Source organism: Variovorax sp. MPBD4-3, assembly GCF_058809745.1.
Genome location: NZ_JBXASW010000003.1, coordinates 25,457 through 42,402, shown reverse-complemented (window position 1 = coordinate 42,402; position 16,946 = coordinate 25,457). Strand labels below are relative to the sequence as shown.

Annotated in this window: 15 protein-coding genes; 11 read left to right on the top strand and 4 right to left on the bottom strand. The window is 70.1% G+C overall.

The features are described 5' to 3' along the window. Positions 1–45 precede the first annotated feature (45 nt). The 3 genes from AC1RVW_RS02265 (at position 46) to AC1RVW_RS02255 (ending at position 2,415) form a co-directional block, all read left to right on the top strand. Positions 46–447, top strand: coding sequence for a GFA family protein (locus AC1RVW_RS02265; protein WP_106935317.1), 402 nt, complete (start codon positions 46–48; stop codon positions 445–447). Next, the gene (locus tag AC1RVW_RS02260; RefSeq protein ID WP_106935318.1) at positions 444–989 is read left to right on the top strand and encodes a hypothetical protein; all 546 of its coding nucleotides are present in this window, start codon (positions 444–446) and stop codon (positions 987–989) included. The genes AC1RVW_RS02265 and AC1RVW_RS02260 overlap by 4 nt, the downstream gene beginning before the upstream one ends. A 169-nt stretch (positions 990–1,158) precedes the next feature. Next, the gene (locus tag AC1RVW_RS02255; RefSeq protein WP_081265847.1) at positions 1,159–2,415 is read left to right on the top strand and encodes an MFS transporter; all 1,257 of its coding nucleotides are present in this window, start codon (positions 1,159–1,161) and stop codon (positions 2,413–2,415) included. Positions 2,416–2,425: 10 nt separating this feature from the next. Here the strand turns inward: AC1RVW_RS02255 and AC1RVW_RS02250 are convergent, their stop codons facing one another. Then, positions 2,426–3,349, bottom strand: coding sequence for a LysR family transcriptional regulator (locus AC1RVW_RS02250; protein WP_493197942.1), 924 nt, complete (start codon positions 3,347–3,349; stop codon positions 2,426–2,428). A gap of 49 nt (positions 3,350–3,398) precedes the next feature. Between AC1RVW_RS02250 and AC1RVW_RS02245 the strand changes: the two genes are divergently transcribed. Continuing rightward, the gene (locus AC1RVW_RS02245; protein WP_493197773.1) at positions 3,399–3,923 is read left to right on the top strand and encodes a GNAT family N-acetyltransferase; all 525 of its coding nucleotides are present in this window, start codon (positions 3,399–3,401) and stop codon (positions 3,921–3,923) included. 212 nt (positions 3,924–4,135) lie between these two features. Here the strand turns inward: AC1RVW_RS02245 and AC1RVW_RS02240 are convergent, their stop codons facing one another. The 3 genes from AC1RVW_RS02240 to AC1RVW_RS02230 are packed head-to-tail and all read right to left on the bottom strand — an operon-like array spanning position 4,136 to position 7,157. Beyond that, positions 4,136–5,401: an AI-2E family transporter gene (locus AC1RVW_RS02240; protein ID WP_493197771.1), complete on the bottom strand. Its 1,266-nt coding sequence runs from the start codon at positions 5,399–5,401 to the stop codon at positions 4,136–4,138. After that, complete coding sequence (locus tag AC1RVW_RS02235) at positions 5,398–6,153, bottom strand: LytR/AlgR family response regulator transcription factor (RefSeq protein WP_081265843.1); 756 nt, start codon at positions 6,151–6,153, stop codon at positions 5,398–5,400. Before AC1RVW_RS02235 ends, AC1RVW_RS02240 begins: the two co-directional genes overlap by 4 nt. Beyond that, positions 6,150–7,157, bottom strand: coding sequence for a sensor histidine kinase (locus AC1RVW_RS02230; protein ID WP_253819708.1), 1,008 nt, complete (start codon positions 7,155–7,157; stop codon positions 6,150–6,152). The genes AC1RVW_RS02235 and AC1RVW_RS02230 overlap by 4 nt, the downstream gene beginning before the upstream one ends. On the opposite strand from AC1RVW_RS02230, the gene AC1RVW_RS02225 reads away from it, so the two are divergent. The 7 genes from AC1RVW_RS02225 (at position 7,102) to AC1RVW_RS02195 (ending at position 16,933) form a co-directional block, all read left to right on the top strand. Next, a complete protein-coding gene (locus tag AC1RVW_RS02225; protein ID WP_234383002.1) occupies positions 7,102–7,257 on the top strand; it encodes a hypothetical protein in 156 nt (51 codons plus the stop codon). The two genes, AC1RVW_RS02230 and AC1RVW_RS02225, sit on opposite strands and share 56 nt — an antisense overlap. Before the next feature lie 31 nt (positions 7,258–7,288). Then, a complete protein-coding gene (gene argH / locus AC1RVW_RS02220; RefSeq protein ID WP_081265842.1) occupies positions 7,289–8,686 on the top strand; it encodes an argininosuccinate lyase in 1,398 nt (465 codons plus the stop codon). 27 nt (positions 8,687–8,713) lie between these two features. Next, positions 8,714–10,183, top strand: a complete 1,470-nt coding sequence (locus AC1RVW_RS02215; RefSeq protein WP_493197770.1) for a rhomboid family intramembrane serine protease — start codon at positions 8,714–8,716, stop codon at positions 10,181–10,183. A 29-nt stretch (positions 10,184–10,212) separates the two neighbouring features. Continuing rightward, positions 10,213–10,872 (top strand): hypothetical protein, encoded by a 660-nt coding sequence (locus AC1RVW_RS02210; protein WP_493197768.1) that lies wholly within the window; start codon positions 10,213–10,215, stop codon positions 10,870–10,872. A 197-nt stretch (positions 10,873–11,069) separates the two neighbouring features. Continuing rightward, positions 11,070–12,320 (top strand): efflux RND transporter periplasmic adaptor subunit, encoded by a 1,251-nt coding sequence (locus tag AC1RVW_RS02205; protein ID WP_081265839.1) that lies wholly within the window; start codon positions 11,070–11,072, stop codon positions 12,318–12,320. 9 nt (positions 12,321–12,329) lie between these two features. Further along, positions 12,330–15,500: an efflux RND transporter permease subunit gene (locus AC1RVW_RS02200; protein WP_493197766.1), complete on the top strand. Its 3,171-nt coding sequence runs from the start codon at positions 12,330–12,332 to the stop codon at positions 15,498–15,500. After that, positions 15,500–16,933 (top strand): efflux transporter outer membrane subunit, encoded by a 1,434-nt coding sequence (locus AC1RVW_RS02195; RefSeq protein WP_493197764.1) that lies wholly within the window; start codon positions 15,500–15,502, stop codon positions 16,931–16,933. Before AC1RVW_RS02200 ends, AC1RVW_RS02195 begins: the two co-directional genes overlap by 1 nt. The last annotated feature ends 13 nt before the right edge of the window (positions 16,934–16,946 follow it).

The window sequence follows — 16,946 nt, the reverse complement described above, 5'->3', positions numbered from 1 at the left end:
AGACTCGCAACCCACCCCCACACTGCGACCGATAAAGGAAAAGCCATGAAGGGCTCCTGCCTCTGCGGCACCGTCCGGTACGAGGCCACGCGCCTCGCCGGCCCCATCGTCCACTGCCATTGCCAGACCTGCCGCAAGGCGCACAGCGCGGCCTTCACCACCACCGCGCGCGCCGACCGCGGCGACTTCCGCTGGACCGCGGGCGAAGAAGCGATCGGCTCCTTCGAATCGACGCCCGGCAAGCTGCGCCACTTCTGCACCCGCTGCGGCACGCAGCTGATCGCCGAATGGGTGGCGCAGCCGCAGGTGATATTGCGCGTGGGCTCGCTCGACGAAGACCCGGGCGAGCGGCCGTCGATGCACATCTGGACCTCGCACGAGCAACCATGGCTGGACCACGAAACCGATATTCCCTCCTACCCGGAAGCGGCGCCGCCCAAGCCATGAGCACCACCAGGATCCAGTTCCGGCGCAAGCTGATCGTCGCCATCCTGCTGTGCGTGGCCGTCGGCGGCGCGGTGGTGCGGCACTACGCAACGCCCGGCAGCACCACGCGCGACATCGCCACGCTGCTGATGGTGCTGTGGGTGCCGATCATCGGCAACGTCATAGCGTGGCTCATCGGCAAACGGCCGCGCCGCGCGCCCAGGCCGGTGACCGATGCGCCTCCGAGCTTCGACACGCTGGGCACCTTCACGCCGCATGCGCTGGTCGAGCTCACCTTCCGCAAGCCGGCCATCCCGTCGCAGGACGTGCCGGTGGCGCCGGGCGAATACCGCTGCGCGCTGGTGCTCGACAAGGAAGGCTTCTCGGCACGCTGGGTGGTGCCGCCCGGCGACGCACTGGAGCGCGGGCTGCCTGCATCGCTGGCCATCGAATTCCTGTCCCCGGCCCTGGCACGGCCGCGCTTTCCCGAGGGCACGGCCTTCCGCGTGCTGATCGGCGATTCGTTCATTGCCGACGGGCGCGTGCTGCGCGCAGAGGCCTGAGGCCTGCAACCGGGTGGCGATAGCCACCAGGACCCCCGATTGTTCGCCGCAGGGAAACTGACTACTGCCGGCCGGCCCCTTTGTCGGGAAGGCGACGCCTCGCACACTCCAATGCCCTCTTACCAGCATTGGCGCGTGCGCCGCCGGTGCGTCTCCAGGACAGCATTCCATGATGAATTCACCCAGCAGCAACCCGTGCATCGACGACGTCTGCGCAGTGCCGGCGGCCCCGGCAGCGCCAGCGGTGGCGGCCACCCGCTCCGCATGGCTCGCGGTCGGCTCCATCGCGGTCGGCACTTTCGCGATGGTCTCGACGGAGTTCATGCCCATCGGCCTTCTGACCGACATCGCGCGCGGCCTCAACGTCTCCGACGGCACGGCCGGCCTGATGGTCACGATGCCCGGCGTGCTGGCCGCCTTCGCCGGGCCGGCGCTGATCGTCGCCTCGGGCAAGCTCGACCGGCGCACCGTGCTGATCGCGCTCACCACGCTGCTCATCGCGTCGAACCTGCTGGCCGCTTTCGCGCCCAACTTCGCCACCATGCTCGTCGCGCGCCTGCTGCTCGGCCTGTGCGTGGGCGGCTTCTGGACCTTCGCGCCGGCCGCCGCCACGCAGCTGGTGCCGCATGCTGCGCAGGCCCGGGCCATGTCCTACGTGCTGGCCGGCGTGTCGGCCGCCACCGTGCTCGGCGTGCCGGCGGGGTCGTTCCTCGGCACGCTGTTCGGCTGGCGCGCCTCTTTCGCGGTGACGGGCGCGCTCGCCACGGTGGTGCTGCTGGTGCAGCTGTGGCTGCTGCCCGCGATTCCGCCGGTGCGCGCCATCGGCGCACGCGACCTGCTCACGCCGCTCACGCGCCGCATGGCGCAGGTCGGGCTGCTCGCGGTGCTGTTCTTCATCGCCGGCCACTTCGCGGCCTACACCTACCTGAAGCCGCTGCTGCAGCAGGTGTTCGGCCTCGCGCCCAACTCGGTGTCGACGCTGCTGCTGGTCTACGGCGCGGTGGGCTTCATCGGCACCTTCCTGGGCGGCAGCCTGGTGGCACGCAGCGTGCGCGCCACCACCCTGCTGGCGGCGCTGATGCTCGCGACGGCGCTGCTGCTGTCGACGGTGATCGGCACCGGCTTCGTGCCGGGCGCGGTGGTGGTCGTGATCTGGGGCGTGGCCTTCGGCCTGATCCCGGTGGCGCTCACCGGCTGGATGATGGAAGCCGTGCCCGACGCGCCCGAAGCCGGCCAGGCGCTGCTGGTGAGCGGCTTCCAGGTGGCCATCGCCTCCGGCGCGCTGATCGGCGGCGTGACGGTCGACAACCACGGCATCTCCAGCGCGATGGTGCTCAGCGGCGCCTTGGTGCTGGTCGCAGCGCTGATCGTCGGCACGCTGGGCCGTGCGCGCGGCGGTGCGCCGCTGGCCGCGATTCCGGAATAATTTCTTGCGCCTAGCGGCGGCCGGGCTTGCCGCCCGCCACGATGGCATCGAGCACCACGCGCAAGGCCTTGCTCACGGGCTTGTCCCGCCGCAGCACGACGGCCAGCGTGCGGTGCATGCGGGGGTTCAGCCGGCTGGTCTTCAGCTCGGGATGGGCGCCGCGCCCCGCCATCGACATGCCCGGCACGATGGCATAGCCGAGCCCCGCCGCCACCATTTCCTTCATCGCCTCGACGCTGCCCAGTTCCATCACGGGTTGCGGCTGCAGGCCATCGGCGGCGAACCAGCGGTCGACCAGCTTGCGCGTGTTGGCCGCGGGCTCGAACAGCACGAGGGGCAACGCACCCAGGTCGGCCGGCGCCACGCGCGCCTTCAGCGGCGCGACATCCGCGCGGCCGATGGCGACGAACTCGTCCTCCAGCACCGGCATGGCGGCCAGTGCACGGCCCGCGGCGGGCAGCGTGACCAGCGCGAGGTCGAGGCTGTTCTCCTCGACCTTGCGCGCCTGGTCTTCGGTGTTGCCCGTGCTCACCACCACGCTGAGCGCCGGGAACTGCTCGCGCAGCGTGCGCAGCACCGCCGGCAGGAAATGCAGGCAGGCCGTCGCGCCCGTGCCCAGCCGCACACGGCCCGTGACGCCGCTCGCATGGTCTGCCAGTGCATCGACCGCGTTCTCCACCGCGCTCCCGATGTGCTGCGCGTGGCGCAGCAGCTCCATGCCCGCCGGCGTGGCCTTGGCGCGCTTGCCGACGCGCTCGATCAGGCGCACCGACAGCCGGCGTTCGAGCTGGCGCACCTGCAGGCTCACGGCCGGCTGCGAGATGCCGAGCCGGTCGGCGGCGGCAGAGAAGCTCCCCGTTTCGATGACCAGCACGAAGGAGCGGAGCTGGTCGAGGTTGAGCGTCTTTTCCAAAGTATTCCCTATGCCCCGTATAGCTCACCCAAGCTTCACTTATCGATGATCGGTCGTCAAGATCGAGCCCATGTCATCGCCATCCATCGCATCCACCGCCGTCGCGGTCATCGACGCCGAGCCCCATCACATGGCCGCCGTGCAGGCCATCTACAGCCACTACGTGCTGCACGACCTGTGCTCCTTCGAGGAAGAAGTGCCCACCGTCGAGCAGATGCAAGCGCGCCGCGCCGAAGTGGCCGCGCGCGGCCTGCCCTACCTCGTCGCGCTGAAAGGCGGCGAGGTCGTCGGCTACGCCTACGCCACCGCCTACCGCGCGCGCTCGGCCTACCGGCACACGGTGGAAGACTCGGTGTACGTGGCGCAGGGCATGCACGGCCACGGCATCGGCACCGCCCTGCTGCGCGCCGTGATCGAGCGCTGCACCGCCGGCGGCTTCACGCAGATGGTCGCGTGCGTGGGCAACAGCGCCAACTTGGGCTCGCAGCGGCTGCACGGCAGCCTGGGTTTCGAGCAAGTGGGTGTGCTGCGCGAGGTGGGCTTCAAGTTCGGCCAGTGGGTGGACACCGTGCTGATGCAGCGCGCGCTGAGCTGAGCCTGGCGCATGGCCAAAGAGACCGCCGCGCCCGCGCGCGGGTGATGATGGCCGCGATGCTCGCGAGCCTTTGCATGTACTCTGCGCCATCGCCGATTCGTCGGTCTACTCGACCGCGCTGGCCGACGTGGTGGCGCCGCACCGGCTGGGCGTCGCGCGCCGCCCTCGCCCACCTCGCGGGAACGGTGCGCCGGGCGCAGGGCCGCCCCGGCCTATTCCCCCAGCAGCTCCCCGATCGGCTGCAAATCTTCCACCCGGTCGCAGATCGCCTTGATCACCATGGTGATCGGTATGCCCAGCAACAGGCCCCAGATGCCCCAGAGCCAGCCCCAGAAGATGACGCCCACGAAGACCGCCACCGGGTTCATGCGGCTGGTGCGGCTGGTGAGCCAGGGCATCAGCAGGTTGCCGATGATCGTGTGGATGCCCAGCGACACGCCGGCCACCACGATGCCCATCTGCAGGCTGTTGAACTGCAGGAAGGCCACCAGCCCCGCCGCCACCAGCACGATCACCGAGCCGATGTACGGAATGAGGTTGGTCACGCCCGCGATGATTCCCCAGACGGCCGCGTTCTCCACCCCGATGACCCAGAACGCCAGGCCGGTGGCCACGCCCACCACCACGCTCACCAGGATCTGCACCAGCAGGTAGCGCTCGATGTTGCGGGTGATGTCGTCCAGCACATGGACGGTGACCTTCTTCTTCTGCAGGCTGGAACCGGTGATCTTGATGAGCTTGCGGCGGAAGGTGTCGCCTGAACACAGCGCGAAGTAGGTGAGGAAGGCCACCAGCGTGAGCTGCCCCATCGCGCTCAGCAGGCCGACGGTGCCGCTGAGCAGGTAGTCGCGCACGTTGAAGCCGGGCCGCTCGATGATGACGCGCGCCACGCCCCGGCGCGAGGCGACCTTGGCCGAGTTTTCCTCGGCGGCCTTCTCGAGCTGCGCGGCGGCGGCCTGCACGCTCTCCAGCGGCGTGGCGCTGGCGTTCTTGTCGCGGCGCATGGCCTGGCCCAGCTTCTGCGCGGCGACCGGCAGCGAATCGAGCAGCTGCGAAGCGCTGCCCGACAGCGAATAGCCGGTCCAGCCGAGCCCGCCGAACAAGCCCATGAGGATCAGCGCCGCGCCGACCCAGCGCGGCAGCTTCCAGCGATGCAGCAGGTCGACCAGCGGCGACAGCGCGTAGGTCAGCAGCAGGCTCAGCATCAGCGGAATGAACACGGCCTGCCCCCACTGCAGCGCGAACACGCTGGCCAGCACCGCGAGCACCACCAGCGAGGCGCTGCGCACGTCGACGGGCATGTGCAGCATCAGGCGCTCGCGCTCTCGCTTGCGCGCGGGCGAGGAGGCCGGCGCTTCGGGGGACGGCGCGGCTTCCGGCGCGGGCACCGCAGCCGCGGCCATCGCCGGCTCGGCGGCCGGAGGCTCCGGCGCGGGCCTCGGGGTTTCGCCCGCGGATGCGTCGCGCTCGCCGGTCATCGCGCTTCCTTGATCACTTCGCGCACGGCCGCCAGCTGGCGCCGCGACACCGCGACGGGCTCGGGAACGGCGTCGAGCCTCAGCGCCCAGCCCTCGGCGTCTTCGCCGTCGTCGTATTTCTCGAGCGCGCGAATGGCCGCGCGCGCCACCAGCGCATTGCGGTGAACGCGCAGGAAGCGGTGCGGATAGCGCTCCTCGAACTCGTTGAGCGAGCCGTCCAGGATGTGGCTGCGCGTGGCGGTGCGCACGGTGAGGTACTTGTATTCGGACTTGAGGTAGAGCACTTCGGACAGCGGCACGCGCTCGGCGCGGCCCCGGTCCTGGATCAGCACGGTTTCCGGCGCGGCTTCGGCCTGCAGCGCGCGGCGCTCCTTCAGGAAGCGCTCGGCCTTCTGCAGCGCCTGCTGCAGGCGCTCGGCGCGCACGGGCTTGGTGAGGTAGTCGACCGCGTCGAGGTCGAAGGCCGTCACCGCGTGGGCCGCATGCGCCGTCACGAAAACCACCGCCGGCGCGTCGGCCCGGCTGCGCAGCGCGCGCGCCACCTCGATGCCGTCGATGCCGGGCATGTGCACGTCGAGCAGCACCAGGTCGAGCGCCATCGTGGCCAGCTGCTGCTGCGCCTCGGCGCCCTGCGCGGCTTCGGCCACCACCTCGGCGCCGGGCGAGCTGCAGTCGCGCAGCAAGGTGCGCAGGCGCGAACGGGCCAGGGCTTCGTCGTCGACGATGAGTGTCTTCAGTGTGCTCGTGTTCATGATTCAGCAGTCTCTGCGGGAATGGCGATGCGCACCCGGTAGTTTTTCTGGTCCATGCCTGCGCTGAACTGCATCTGCATGTCGTGCAGCAGGCGCAGGCGGTCTCTCACATTGGCCAGGGCAATGCCGTGACCGCGCGGCAGCGGCTCGTCGGCCCAGCGCAGCGGCGGCAGGCTGTTGACCACCTCGATCACCACCATGGAGCCGCGCCGCTCGGTGCGGATGCGCAGCCTGGCGCCCTCGGGGCTGGGTTCCACGCCGTGCTTGATGGCGTTCTCGACCAGCGGCTGCAGCAGCAGCGGCGGCAGCCGCGCCTTGCTGGCAGCGGCGTCCAGGTCCCAGCGGATGCGCAGCCGGTCGCCGAAGCGCACCTGCTCGATGGCCAGGTAGCGCTCGGCCAGCGCGATCTCGTCGGCCAGCGTGCACGATTCGCGCGGGTCGGCCAGCGCCTGGCGGAACAGCTCGGCCAGGTCTTCCAGCATGGTCTCGGCCTTGGCAGGCTCCTCGCGCACCAGCGCGATGGCGCTGTTGAGGGTGTTGAACAGAAAGTGCGGGCGGATGCGCGACTGCAGCTCCTCGAGCCGGGCCGTGGTGGCGGCGGGCGTCTGCCCCTGCGCGCGCAGCACCATCGCGGCCATCACCAGCCCCGCGAACAGCGCGCCCGTGAGCGCGCTGGCCAGCCAGGGCGCGTTCGACAGCACCCCGGTGAGCCGCAGCAGCCCGCAGCCGTAGAGCGCCGCGACGGCACCGAGCGCCCCGCCCGCCGCGTACTGCCAGTGGCGCGGCAGCCGGCGCAGCGGCTTCTTCAGCCCGCAGGCCGCCACCAGCCACAGCAGCGTCGCAGGCAAGGCGCCCCCGGTAACGGTGGCCGCCTGCACCAGCCACTCGGCCGGCGAGGAAACCACGAACAGCGTGGCGATGGCCACCACCGCCTCCACGAACACCACCGTGCGCAGCACCACTCCGATGCGGCAGGCGTCGAACAGCGAAGGCACCCCGCGCAAGGCATTGCGCGCCCTCTCCGGCGATGGCGGGGACGTGGTGGAAGAGCTGGCCGATAAAATCGCCGGGTTGCGCATCGCGGACATCAGTTACATCGGGTGACCAACCCATTATTGCCTCCTGGACGGCTCCCATGACCCAAAACCAACTCGACAAGAAATCCGAAGCCTGGTCGGCACTGTTCTCAGAACCGATGAGCGACCTCGTCAAGCGCTACACCTCCAGCGTCTTCTTCGACAAGCGCCTGTGGCAGGCCGATATCCAGGGCTCCCTGGCCCATGCCGGCATGCTGGCCGCGCAGGGGATCATCGGCGTGCAGGACCACGCCGCGATCGAACGCGGGATGGCGCAGATTCGCGCCGAAATCGAATCCGGCGCCTTCGAATGGAAGCTCGACCTCGAAGACGTGCACCTGAACATCGAGGCCCGCCTGACCCAGCTGGTGGGCGACGCCGGCAAGCGCCTGCACACCGGCCGCAGCCGCAACGACCAGGTCGCCACCGACGTGCGCCTGTGGCTGCGCGGCGAGATCGACCTCATCGGCGACCTGCTGGTCGACCTGCAGAAGGCGCTGGTGGACATCGCCGAGAAGAACGTCGACGTGATCCTGCCGGGCTTCACCCACCTTCAGGTGGCGCAGCCGGTGAGCTTCGGCCACCACATGCTGGCCTACGTGGAAATGTTCAGCCGCGACGCCGAGCGCATGGGCGAAGTGCGCAGGCGCGTGAACCGCCTGCCGCTGGGCGCCGCCGCGCTCGCCGGCACCAGCTACCCGCTCGACCGCGAACTGGTCGCCAGGACGCTGGGCATGGACGGCGTGTGCCAGAACAGCCTGGACGCCGTGAGCGACCGCGACTTCGCCATCGAATTCACCGCCGCGGCCAGCCTGTGCATGGTGCACGTGAGCCGCATGAGCGAGGAACTCATCCTGTGGATGAGCCAGAACTTCGGCTTCATCCAGATCGCCGACCGCTTCACCACGGGCTCGTCGATCATGCCGCAGAAGAAGAACCCCGACGTGCCCGAGCTGGCGCGCGGCAAGACCGGCCGCGTGGTCGGCCACCTGATGGCGCTCATCACGCTCATGAAGGGCCAGCCGCTGGCCTACAACAAGGACAACCAGGAAGACAAGGAGCCGCTGTTCGACACCGTCGACACGCTCAAGGACACCCTGCGCATCTTTGCCGAGATGATCGGCGGCATCACCGTGAAGCCCGAGGCCATGGAAGCCGCCACGCTGCGCGGCTACGCCACCGCCACCGACCTGGCCGACTACCTGGTGAAGAAGGGCCTGCCCTTCCGCGACGCGCACGAGACCGTGGCCCACGCCGTGAAGGCCGCCACCTCGCACAAGGTCGACCTGGCCGAACTGCCGCTGGCCGTGCTGCAGCAGTTCAACCCGAGCATCGAGAAGGACGTGTACGACGTGCTGAGCCTGCGCGGCTCGCTGAACGCGCGCAACATCCTGGGCGGCACCGCCCCGGCTCAGGTGAAGGCGCAGGTCGCCCGCCATCGCGCCCGTCTCGGTTGACCTGCTGATCGCGACCGAAGCGGCGCCGTGTTCTACGCCATCCCGCTCGAGAACAGACCGAGCTGGCGCAACCCACCGTGGATGACGGTGCTGCTGATCCTCCTGAACATGATCGTGTTCTGGGGGCCGCAGCGCAGCGAGGAGAACGCGCGGGAGCGCGCCGCCGACTACTACGTCAAGAGCGTGCTGCCCGCGCTGGAGCTGCCGCCCTTCGTCGAATGGCTGGAAAAGACGGACCCGAAGCGCGGCAAGCTGGCCCGGCGCATGCTGCCGCATGAAGAGGCCTATGCGCAGCTGCTGGAAGGCCTGCAGAACGACAGGAAGTTCCTGGCGAAACTGCGAGCCGACGAGGTCGTCAAGCCCGCGAACCCGCGGTACGACGAATGGAAGCGCGACCGCCAGCAGTACGAGGCGATGCTGCCCGCGCCCTTCACCGCGCGCTGGTCGCAGGACTACAGCAAGGATGCCGAGTTCAAGCCCTGGACCTGGATCACCGCCGCCTTCCTCCACGGCAGCACCGGCCACCTGCTGGGCAACATGCTGTTCCTCTTCCTGTTCGGCTTCTCGGTCGAACTGGCACTGGGCCGCGGTACCTACCTGACGTTCTATCTGCTGGGCGCCGTCGGCGCATCGCTGCTGGCCGGCTGGGCCTATGCCGGCAAGGAGGGCTACGGGCTCGGCGCCTCGGGCGCCATCTCCGCGCTGATGGGCATGTACGCGGTGATGTACCGCCTGAGGCGCATCCGCTTCTTCTACCAGCTGTTCTTCTATTTCAACTACGTCACCGCACCGGCCCTGCTGCTGCTGCCGGCATGGATCGCCAACGAGCTGATGCAGCACTGGCTGGGCGGCCAGGGCATCGCGTACATGGCCCACCTGGGCGGCCTGCTGACAGGCGCCGCGCTGATGGCCGGCGCGCTGCTGATGCGCCGCGTGCAGGCCCCCGAAGCGGCCTCCGCCCCCCAGCCCGACCGCTTCGACGAACACGTGGCCGCCGCGCAGAAATACGGCGCCGCGATGAAGTTCGACCGCGCCTGCGCCGAGTGGCGCGCCGCCGCCGCCCTGCGCCCCGGCGACGCCGGCACGCTGCGCGCCTGGTTCAACACGGCGCGGCTGCAGCCCGCGAGCGACGACTTCCACCATGCCGCGCGCCGCATCTTCCGCCTGCCCGCCACCGACCCGGCCACGCTCGCGCTGCAGCACGCCAGCTACAAGACCTACCTCGACCAGGCCAGGCCCGGCGCGCGCCTCAAGCCCGACGACATGGCGCGGCTCGCGCGCCGCTTCGCGCGCATTCGCGAGTTCGGAGACGCCGACAAGCTCTGCCGCATCCTGCTGAAGACGGCGCCCGACCACGCCGAGCTGCCCGACACGCTCTCGGCCTGCGCCAACGGCCTGCTGCACGCGGGCGAACGCGACCGTGCCGTGAGCCTGCTGCCCGACCTGCTGCGCCTGGCGCCCAACGACATGGTGACGCGCGCCCTGCAGCGCGCCTGAACACGACAGACGAAAACGGAAAACCGACGATGCCCCAACCGACCCATCACAAGGCCTGGCAGCGCCACTGGCACGACGTATTCGACGCCGCACTGGGCCCCGATGACAAAGAACCGCCCGAGAACGTCGACGAAGATCTCCGGCTGCAATTCGAGTTCGCCAGCCTCGACGCCGAGGCGCGCCGCCGGGCCTTCTCGGTCTTTCCGCGCCATGAGGAAATGCTCGCGCGGCTGCAGCAATACCAGTCGACGCCGGCGCGCGCCATCGGCCCCGACGAGGCCGTGCAACTGCTGCGCGACGGCCTGGCGCTGGTCGAGCCGATGGGCCTCGATGTGCCCGACGCGGACGGCCCAATCGAAGTGCTCGACACCAGCGCGACGACGCTGCTCAAGGCCTTCTCGGAGGCCGACAGCCCCTTCATCGAACTGCACGACGCGCTCGGCGAGATGGCCCTTCGCGAGACGGGCGAAGCCGGGCAGGACGCCTACCACTTCCTGGTCGAGCCGCTCTATCGGCTGGAGACTTCGTACCCGATCCTGCACTGGGTGCTCTGGCCGCTGTGCGCGCCACCCGGCGCGCCGGACGCCACCGAGGCCGACTACCGGCTGTGGCGCGGCGGCTGGTCGGCGGGCTGGGGCCGGGACCGGGTCTTCGTGTTCGACCGCCGCAAGGAATTCGGCCTCGCCTGACAGCGGCGGCGCGCGCCGCATCGGCAACAGCCGCGACAAGCCCCTCGGCACCGAAAGGCCTTGTGTGTCCTCGCCTGCCCGCCGGTGGCACCGCACTTGCATCGCCGCTCTGTAAAGCTCGCTCGCGGCCGCGCGTTGCATTGAACTCGCAAGCGCGTGCCCGCTCCATTTGGGACCTCCGTCACTTCCCCTGCGCCATGCACGCCTGCAAAAACTCCCGTTTCCCGTTGCTCATGACCATCGCCGCGGTCTGCGCGCTCGCAACGATCGCCGGCTGCTCACGCACCGACAAGGGCGCGAGCGCCACCGCGAAGGCCGCCGCCGCACCGGAAAAGGAAGTCGGCACCGTCACCCTGAAGCACGAGACGCTGGCGCAGAGCACCGAGCTGCCCGGCCGCACCGCCGCGCCGGTCATCGCCGAGATCCGGCCGCAGGTCGGCGGCATCCTCAAGGAGCGGCTCTTCACCGAAGGCTCGCAGGTCAAGGCCGGCCAGGTGCTCTACCAGCTCGACCCGGCACCGCTGCAGGCGGCATACGCCAGCGCGCAGGCCAGCGTGCGCAAGGCCGAGTCGGCACTGGCCACCGCGCGCACCGTGGCGCGCCGCAATGCCGAGCTGGTGAAGATCGACGCCATCAGCCGCCAGGTGTTCGACGAATCCCAGGCCACCGAGCAGCAGGCCGAGGCCGACCTCGGCGTGGCCCGCGCCGCCGAGCAGACCGCGCGCATCCAGCTCGGCTACACGCGCATCACCTCGCCGATCACCGGCTGGGCCGAGCTGTCGACGGTCACGCCCGGCGCGCTGGTCACGGCCAACCAGACGGCGGTGCTGACCACGGTGCAGCAGCTCGACCCGATGCATGTGCACGTCACGCAATCGAGCAGCGAGCTGCTGCGGCTGAAGCGCGAACTTGCCAGCGGCCGCCTGCAGCGCGCGAGCGACGCCGAGGCCCGCATCCAGCTGGTGCTGGAAGACGGCAGCAAGTACCCGCATGCCGGCCGCCTCACCTTCAGCGGCGTCACGGTCGATGCCGGCACCGGCAGCGTCACCCTGCGCGCGGTGGTGCCCAACCCCGACAAGCTGCTGATGCCCGGCATGTACGTGCGCGCCGTGCTGCAGGAGGGCACCGACGCCACCGCGCTGCTGGTGCCCCAGCAGGCGGTGACGCGCGCGCCCGACGGCAGCGCGTCGGCGCTGGTGGTCGATGCGGAGAACAAGGTCGCCAAACGCTCCATCCAGGTCGGCCGCGCGGTCGGCACGCGCTGGCAGGTGCTCGAAGGCCTGGCCGCGGGCGACCGCGTGATGACCGAGGGCTCGCAGCGGGTGAAGGTGGGCGACAAGGTGAAGGTGGTCGAGCTCGGCGCCAAGGCCGCCAGCCCGGCATCCGGCCCCGTGGCCAGCGCGCAGGCCGACGCCGCCGACGCGGCATCCGACCCCGTGGCGCGCTGAGGTCCGGCCATGGCTCAGTTTTTCATCGACCGGCCCATCTTCGCGTGGGTGCTTTCCATCGTCGTCATGCTCGCGGGCCTGATGGCCATCCGCACGCTGCCGCTGGAGCAGTACCCCGACATCGCGCCGCCGCGCGTGTCCATCAACGCCACCTACACCGGCGCCTCGGCCAAGACGGTCGAGGACTCGGTCACGCAGGTCATCGAGCAGCAGATGAAGGGCCTGGACAACCTGCTCTACATGCAGGCGACCAGCAACTCGTCGGGCGTGGCGCGGCTGTCGCTCACCTTCGACGCCGGCACCAACATCGACGTAGCCCAGATGCAGGTGCAGAACAAGCTGCAGCAGGCCATGTCGCGCCTGCCGCAGCAGGTGCAGAGCCGCGGCGTCACCGTCACCAAGGGCGGCAACGACTTCCTGATGATCGTGTCGATGTACTCCGGCGACGGCAGCGCCTCGGCGGTGGACGTGGGCGACTACATCTCCAGCAACCTGGTGGACGTGATCAGCCGCATCGACGGCGTGGGCGAGGTGCAGACGCTGGGCACCGGCTACGCCATGCGCCTGTGGCTCGACCCCGACAAGCTGCGCAAATATGCGCTCATTCCCTCCGACGTGAGCGCGGCCATCACCGCGCAGAACGCACAGGTCTCGGCCGGCCAGCTGGGCGCGCTGCCCGCGGCCGCCGGGCAGCAGCTCAACGCCACCATCACCGCGCGCAGCAAGCTGCAGACCGCCGAGCAGTTCGAGAACGTGGTGCTGCGCTCCACGCCCGACGGCGCCGTGGTGCGCCTGAAAGACGTGGCGCGCGTGGAACTGGGCGCCGAGAACCTCACCGTGCGCTCGCAGCTCGGCGGGCGGCCCGGCGCGGGCCTGGGCGTGGTGCTGGCCGACGGCGCCAACGCGGTGCAGGTGGCCGAGGCGGTGAAGGCCAGGATCGAGGAGCTCAAGCCGCTGTTCCCCAACCAGCTGCAGACCTTCGTGAGCTACGACACCACGCCCTTCGTGAGCGCCTCCATCGACGAGGTGGTCAAGGCGCTGCTGGAGGCCATGCTGCTGGTGGTGCTGGTGATGTACGTGTTCCTGCAGAACCTGCGCGCCACGCTCATTCCGGCCATCGCGGTGCCGGTGGTGCTGCTGGGCACCTTCGGCGTGCTGTCGCTGGCGGGCTATTCGATCAACACGCTCACCATGTTCGGCATGGTGCTGGCCATCGGCCTGCTGGTGGACGACGCCATCGTGGTGGTGGAGAACGTCGAGCGCGTGATGCACGAGGAAGGCCTCTCGCCCAAAGAGGCCACGCGCAAGTCGATGGCCGAGATCACGCCCGCGCTGGTGGGCATTGCGCTGGTGCTGTCGGCGGTGTTCATTCCGATGGCCTTCTTCGGCGGCTCGACCGGGGTCATCTACCGGCAGTTCTCGATCACCATCGTCTCGGCGATGGCGCTGTCGGTGTTCGTGGCGCTCACGCTCACGCCGGCGCTGTGCGCCACCCTGCTCAAGCCAGTGCACAAGGGCGAACATGCGGTGCCGCGCCGGGGGCTGCTGGGGCGGCTCGACCGCTTCTTCGCGGCCTTCAACCGCGGCTTCGACAGGAGCGCGGACCGCTACGAAGGCATCGTCGGCGGCATCGTGCGGCGCGGCAAGCGCAGCCTGGTGGTGTACCTGCTGATCGCGGGCGTGATGGCGCTGCTGTTCATGCGCCTGCCCACGTCGTTCCTGCCCGACGAAGACCAGGCCTTCCTGCAGGTGCAGGTGACCCTGCCGCCGGGCGCCTCGAATGCGCGGCTGCAGCCGGTGGTCGAGCAGGTGCAGCAGTACTTCGGCAAGCAGGCCGAGGTGCTGAGCGTGAACGTCATCACCGGGCAGAACGGCGACCAGAGCTCGGCGCGCGCCTTCGTCAAGCTCAAGGACTGGTCCGAGCGCACCGGCGCGGGCCAGTCGGCGGCCGAGCTGGCGCGGCGCGCCAACAAGGACCTGTCGACGGTGCGCGATGCGCGCATCTTCGTGCTGCTGCCGCCGGCGGTGCGCGGGCTGGGCGCCAACGCGGGCTTCAACTTCCACCTGAAGGACATCAACGGCCTGGGCCACGAGGCGCTGGTGAAGGCGCGCGACCAGGCCATCGAGCTGCTGGGCCAGCGGCCCGAAGTCGCCAACGTGCGCAGCAACAACCTGGACGACACGCCCGAGTTCGCGGTGGACATCGACGACGCGCGCGCCGGCGCGCTGAGCCTGGCCACGTCGGACATCGACAGCACGCTGTCGAGCGCCATGGGCGGCACCTACATCAACGACTTCCTCGACAAGGGCCGCGTCAAGCGCGTGTACATGCAGGGCGACACCGACTTCCGCATGCTGCCGGCCGACATCGACCGCTGGAGCGTGCGCAACAGCCTGGGCCAGATGGTGCCGTTCCCGTCGTTCTCCAGCTCGCGCTGGAGCTACGGCTCGCCGCAGCTGCAGCGCTACAACGGCAGCCCGAGCTACGAGTTCGTGGGCGACGCGGCGCCGGGCGTGAGCTCGGGCGACGCCATGGCCGCGGTGGACGCGGTGATGAAGCAGATGCCGCCCGGCATCGGCTACGAGTGGACCGGCGCGTCGCTGCAGGAGCGGCTTTCGGGCGCGCAGGCGCCGCTGCTCTACGCCATCTCGATCCTGTTCGTGTTCCTGTGCCTGGCCGCGCTGTACGAAAGCTGGTCGGTGCCGTTCTCGGTGATCCTGGTGGTGCCGCTGGGCATCGTGGGGGCGCTGCTGTTCACCAGCCTGCGCGGGCTGAGCAACGACGTGTACTTCCAGGTCGGCCTGCTGACCACGGTGGGGCTGTCGTCGAAGAACGCGATCCTGATCGTGGAATTCGCCAAGCAGCTGCAGGAGCAGGGCAAGGGCGTGGTCGAGGCCACCCTGCAGGCGGTGCGCCTGCGGCTGCGGCCCATCCTCATGACCTCGCTGGCCTTCGGCTTCGGCGTGCTGCCGCTGGCCATCGGCACCGGCGCGGGCGCGGGTGGCCGCCAGTCGATCGGCACCGCGGTGCTGGGCGGCATGGTGGTGGGCACCGCGCTGGGCATCTTCTTCGTGCCGCTGTTCTTCGCGCTGATCCGCGGCTGGCTGGAGGGCCGGCGCAAGGCCAGGCCCGCGCAGGAAACCGTTGCCGGCACCACGGCTGAACAGGGAGGCCACTGATGACGAAGCGCGCATTCCCCCTGCGCTCGCTGGCCCTGTCGGCCATGGCCTCGGCCGTGCTCGCGGGCTGCGTCAACCTGGCGCCCGAATACACGGCGCCCGCATCGCCGGTGCCGCAGGCACTGCCCTCTTCCGGTGTCGAGGCGCCGACGCCGATCGACGTGGGCTGGCGCAGCTTCTTCGTCGAGCCCCGGCTGCGCGGCACCATCGAGCTCGCGCTCGCCAACAACCGAGACCTGCGCGTGGCGGCGCTCAACATCGAGCGCGCGCGGGCGCAGTACGGCATTGCGCGCGCCGGCCTGTTCCCCACCGTGGAAGCCGGCGCCAGCGGCAGCCGCTCGCGCACGCCGGGCAGCCTGTCGACCAGCGGCGAGGCGCGCATCGGCTCGCAGTACAGCGCCGACCTCGGCCTCACCAGCTACGAGATCGATTTGTTCGGCCGCGTGCGCAACCTCGGCGAATCGGCGCTGCAGAGCTATTTCCAGACCGAGGAGACACGGCGCAGCACGCAGATCAGCCTGATCGCGTCGGTCGCGACCGCATGGCTGCAACTGGCGGCCGACGAGCAGCGCCTGCTGCTCGCGCGCAACACGCTGGAGAGCCAGCGCAAGTCTTTCGACCTGGTGGAGCGCAGCCACCGGCTGGGCGCGCAATCGGGCCTGGCGCTGGCGCAGGCGCGCAGCACGGTGGATGCCGCGCGCGCCGACGCGGCGGCGTTCGACAGCCAGGTCGAGCAGGACCGCAACGCGCTCGCGCTGCTGGTCGGCGCGATGCCGCCGGCCGACCTGCTGCCCGCGGCGCCCGCTTCGGACACCGCGGCACCGGCCACCGCCGCGCAGCTGCTGGTGCCGCCGCCGGGTCTGCCTTCGAGCGTGCTGCAACGGCGCCCGGATGTACGCGCCGCCGAGCACGCACTGCGCGCGAGCAATGCCGACATCGGCGCCGCGCGCGCGGCGTTCTTCCCGCGCATCGCGCTCACCGCGTCGGCGGGCACGGCGAGCAGCACGCTGTCGGGCCTGTTCGCGGGCGGCAGCAAGGCCTGGAGCTTCGCGCCCTCGATCAGCGTGCCGATCTTCGATGGCGGCGCCAACCGCGCCAACCTTCGGGTGGCCGAGGCGCAGCAGAAGATCCAGATCGCCACCTACGAGAAGACGGTGCAGACCGCCTTCCGCGAAGTGGCCGACGCATTGGCCGAACGCCGCACTCTGGCCGAGCGGCTCGACGCGCAGCGCTCGCTGCTGGACGCCACCTCGCGCAGCTTCGAGCTGTCGCAGTCGCTGTTCAGGAGCGGCGCCAGCAGCTACCTCGACGTGCTCGACGCGCAGCGTGCCTTCTACGCCGCGCAGCAGACGCTGATCGGCCTGCAGCTCACGGAGCAGACCAACCGGCTGACGATCTACAAGACGCTGGGCGGCGGCTGGGAAGAGAGTTGACGGGAGGCCTGGG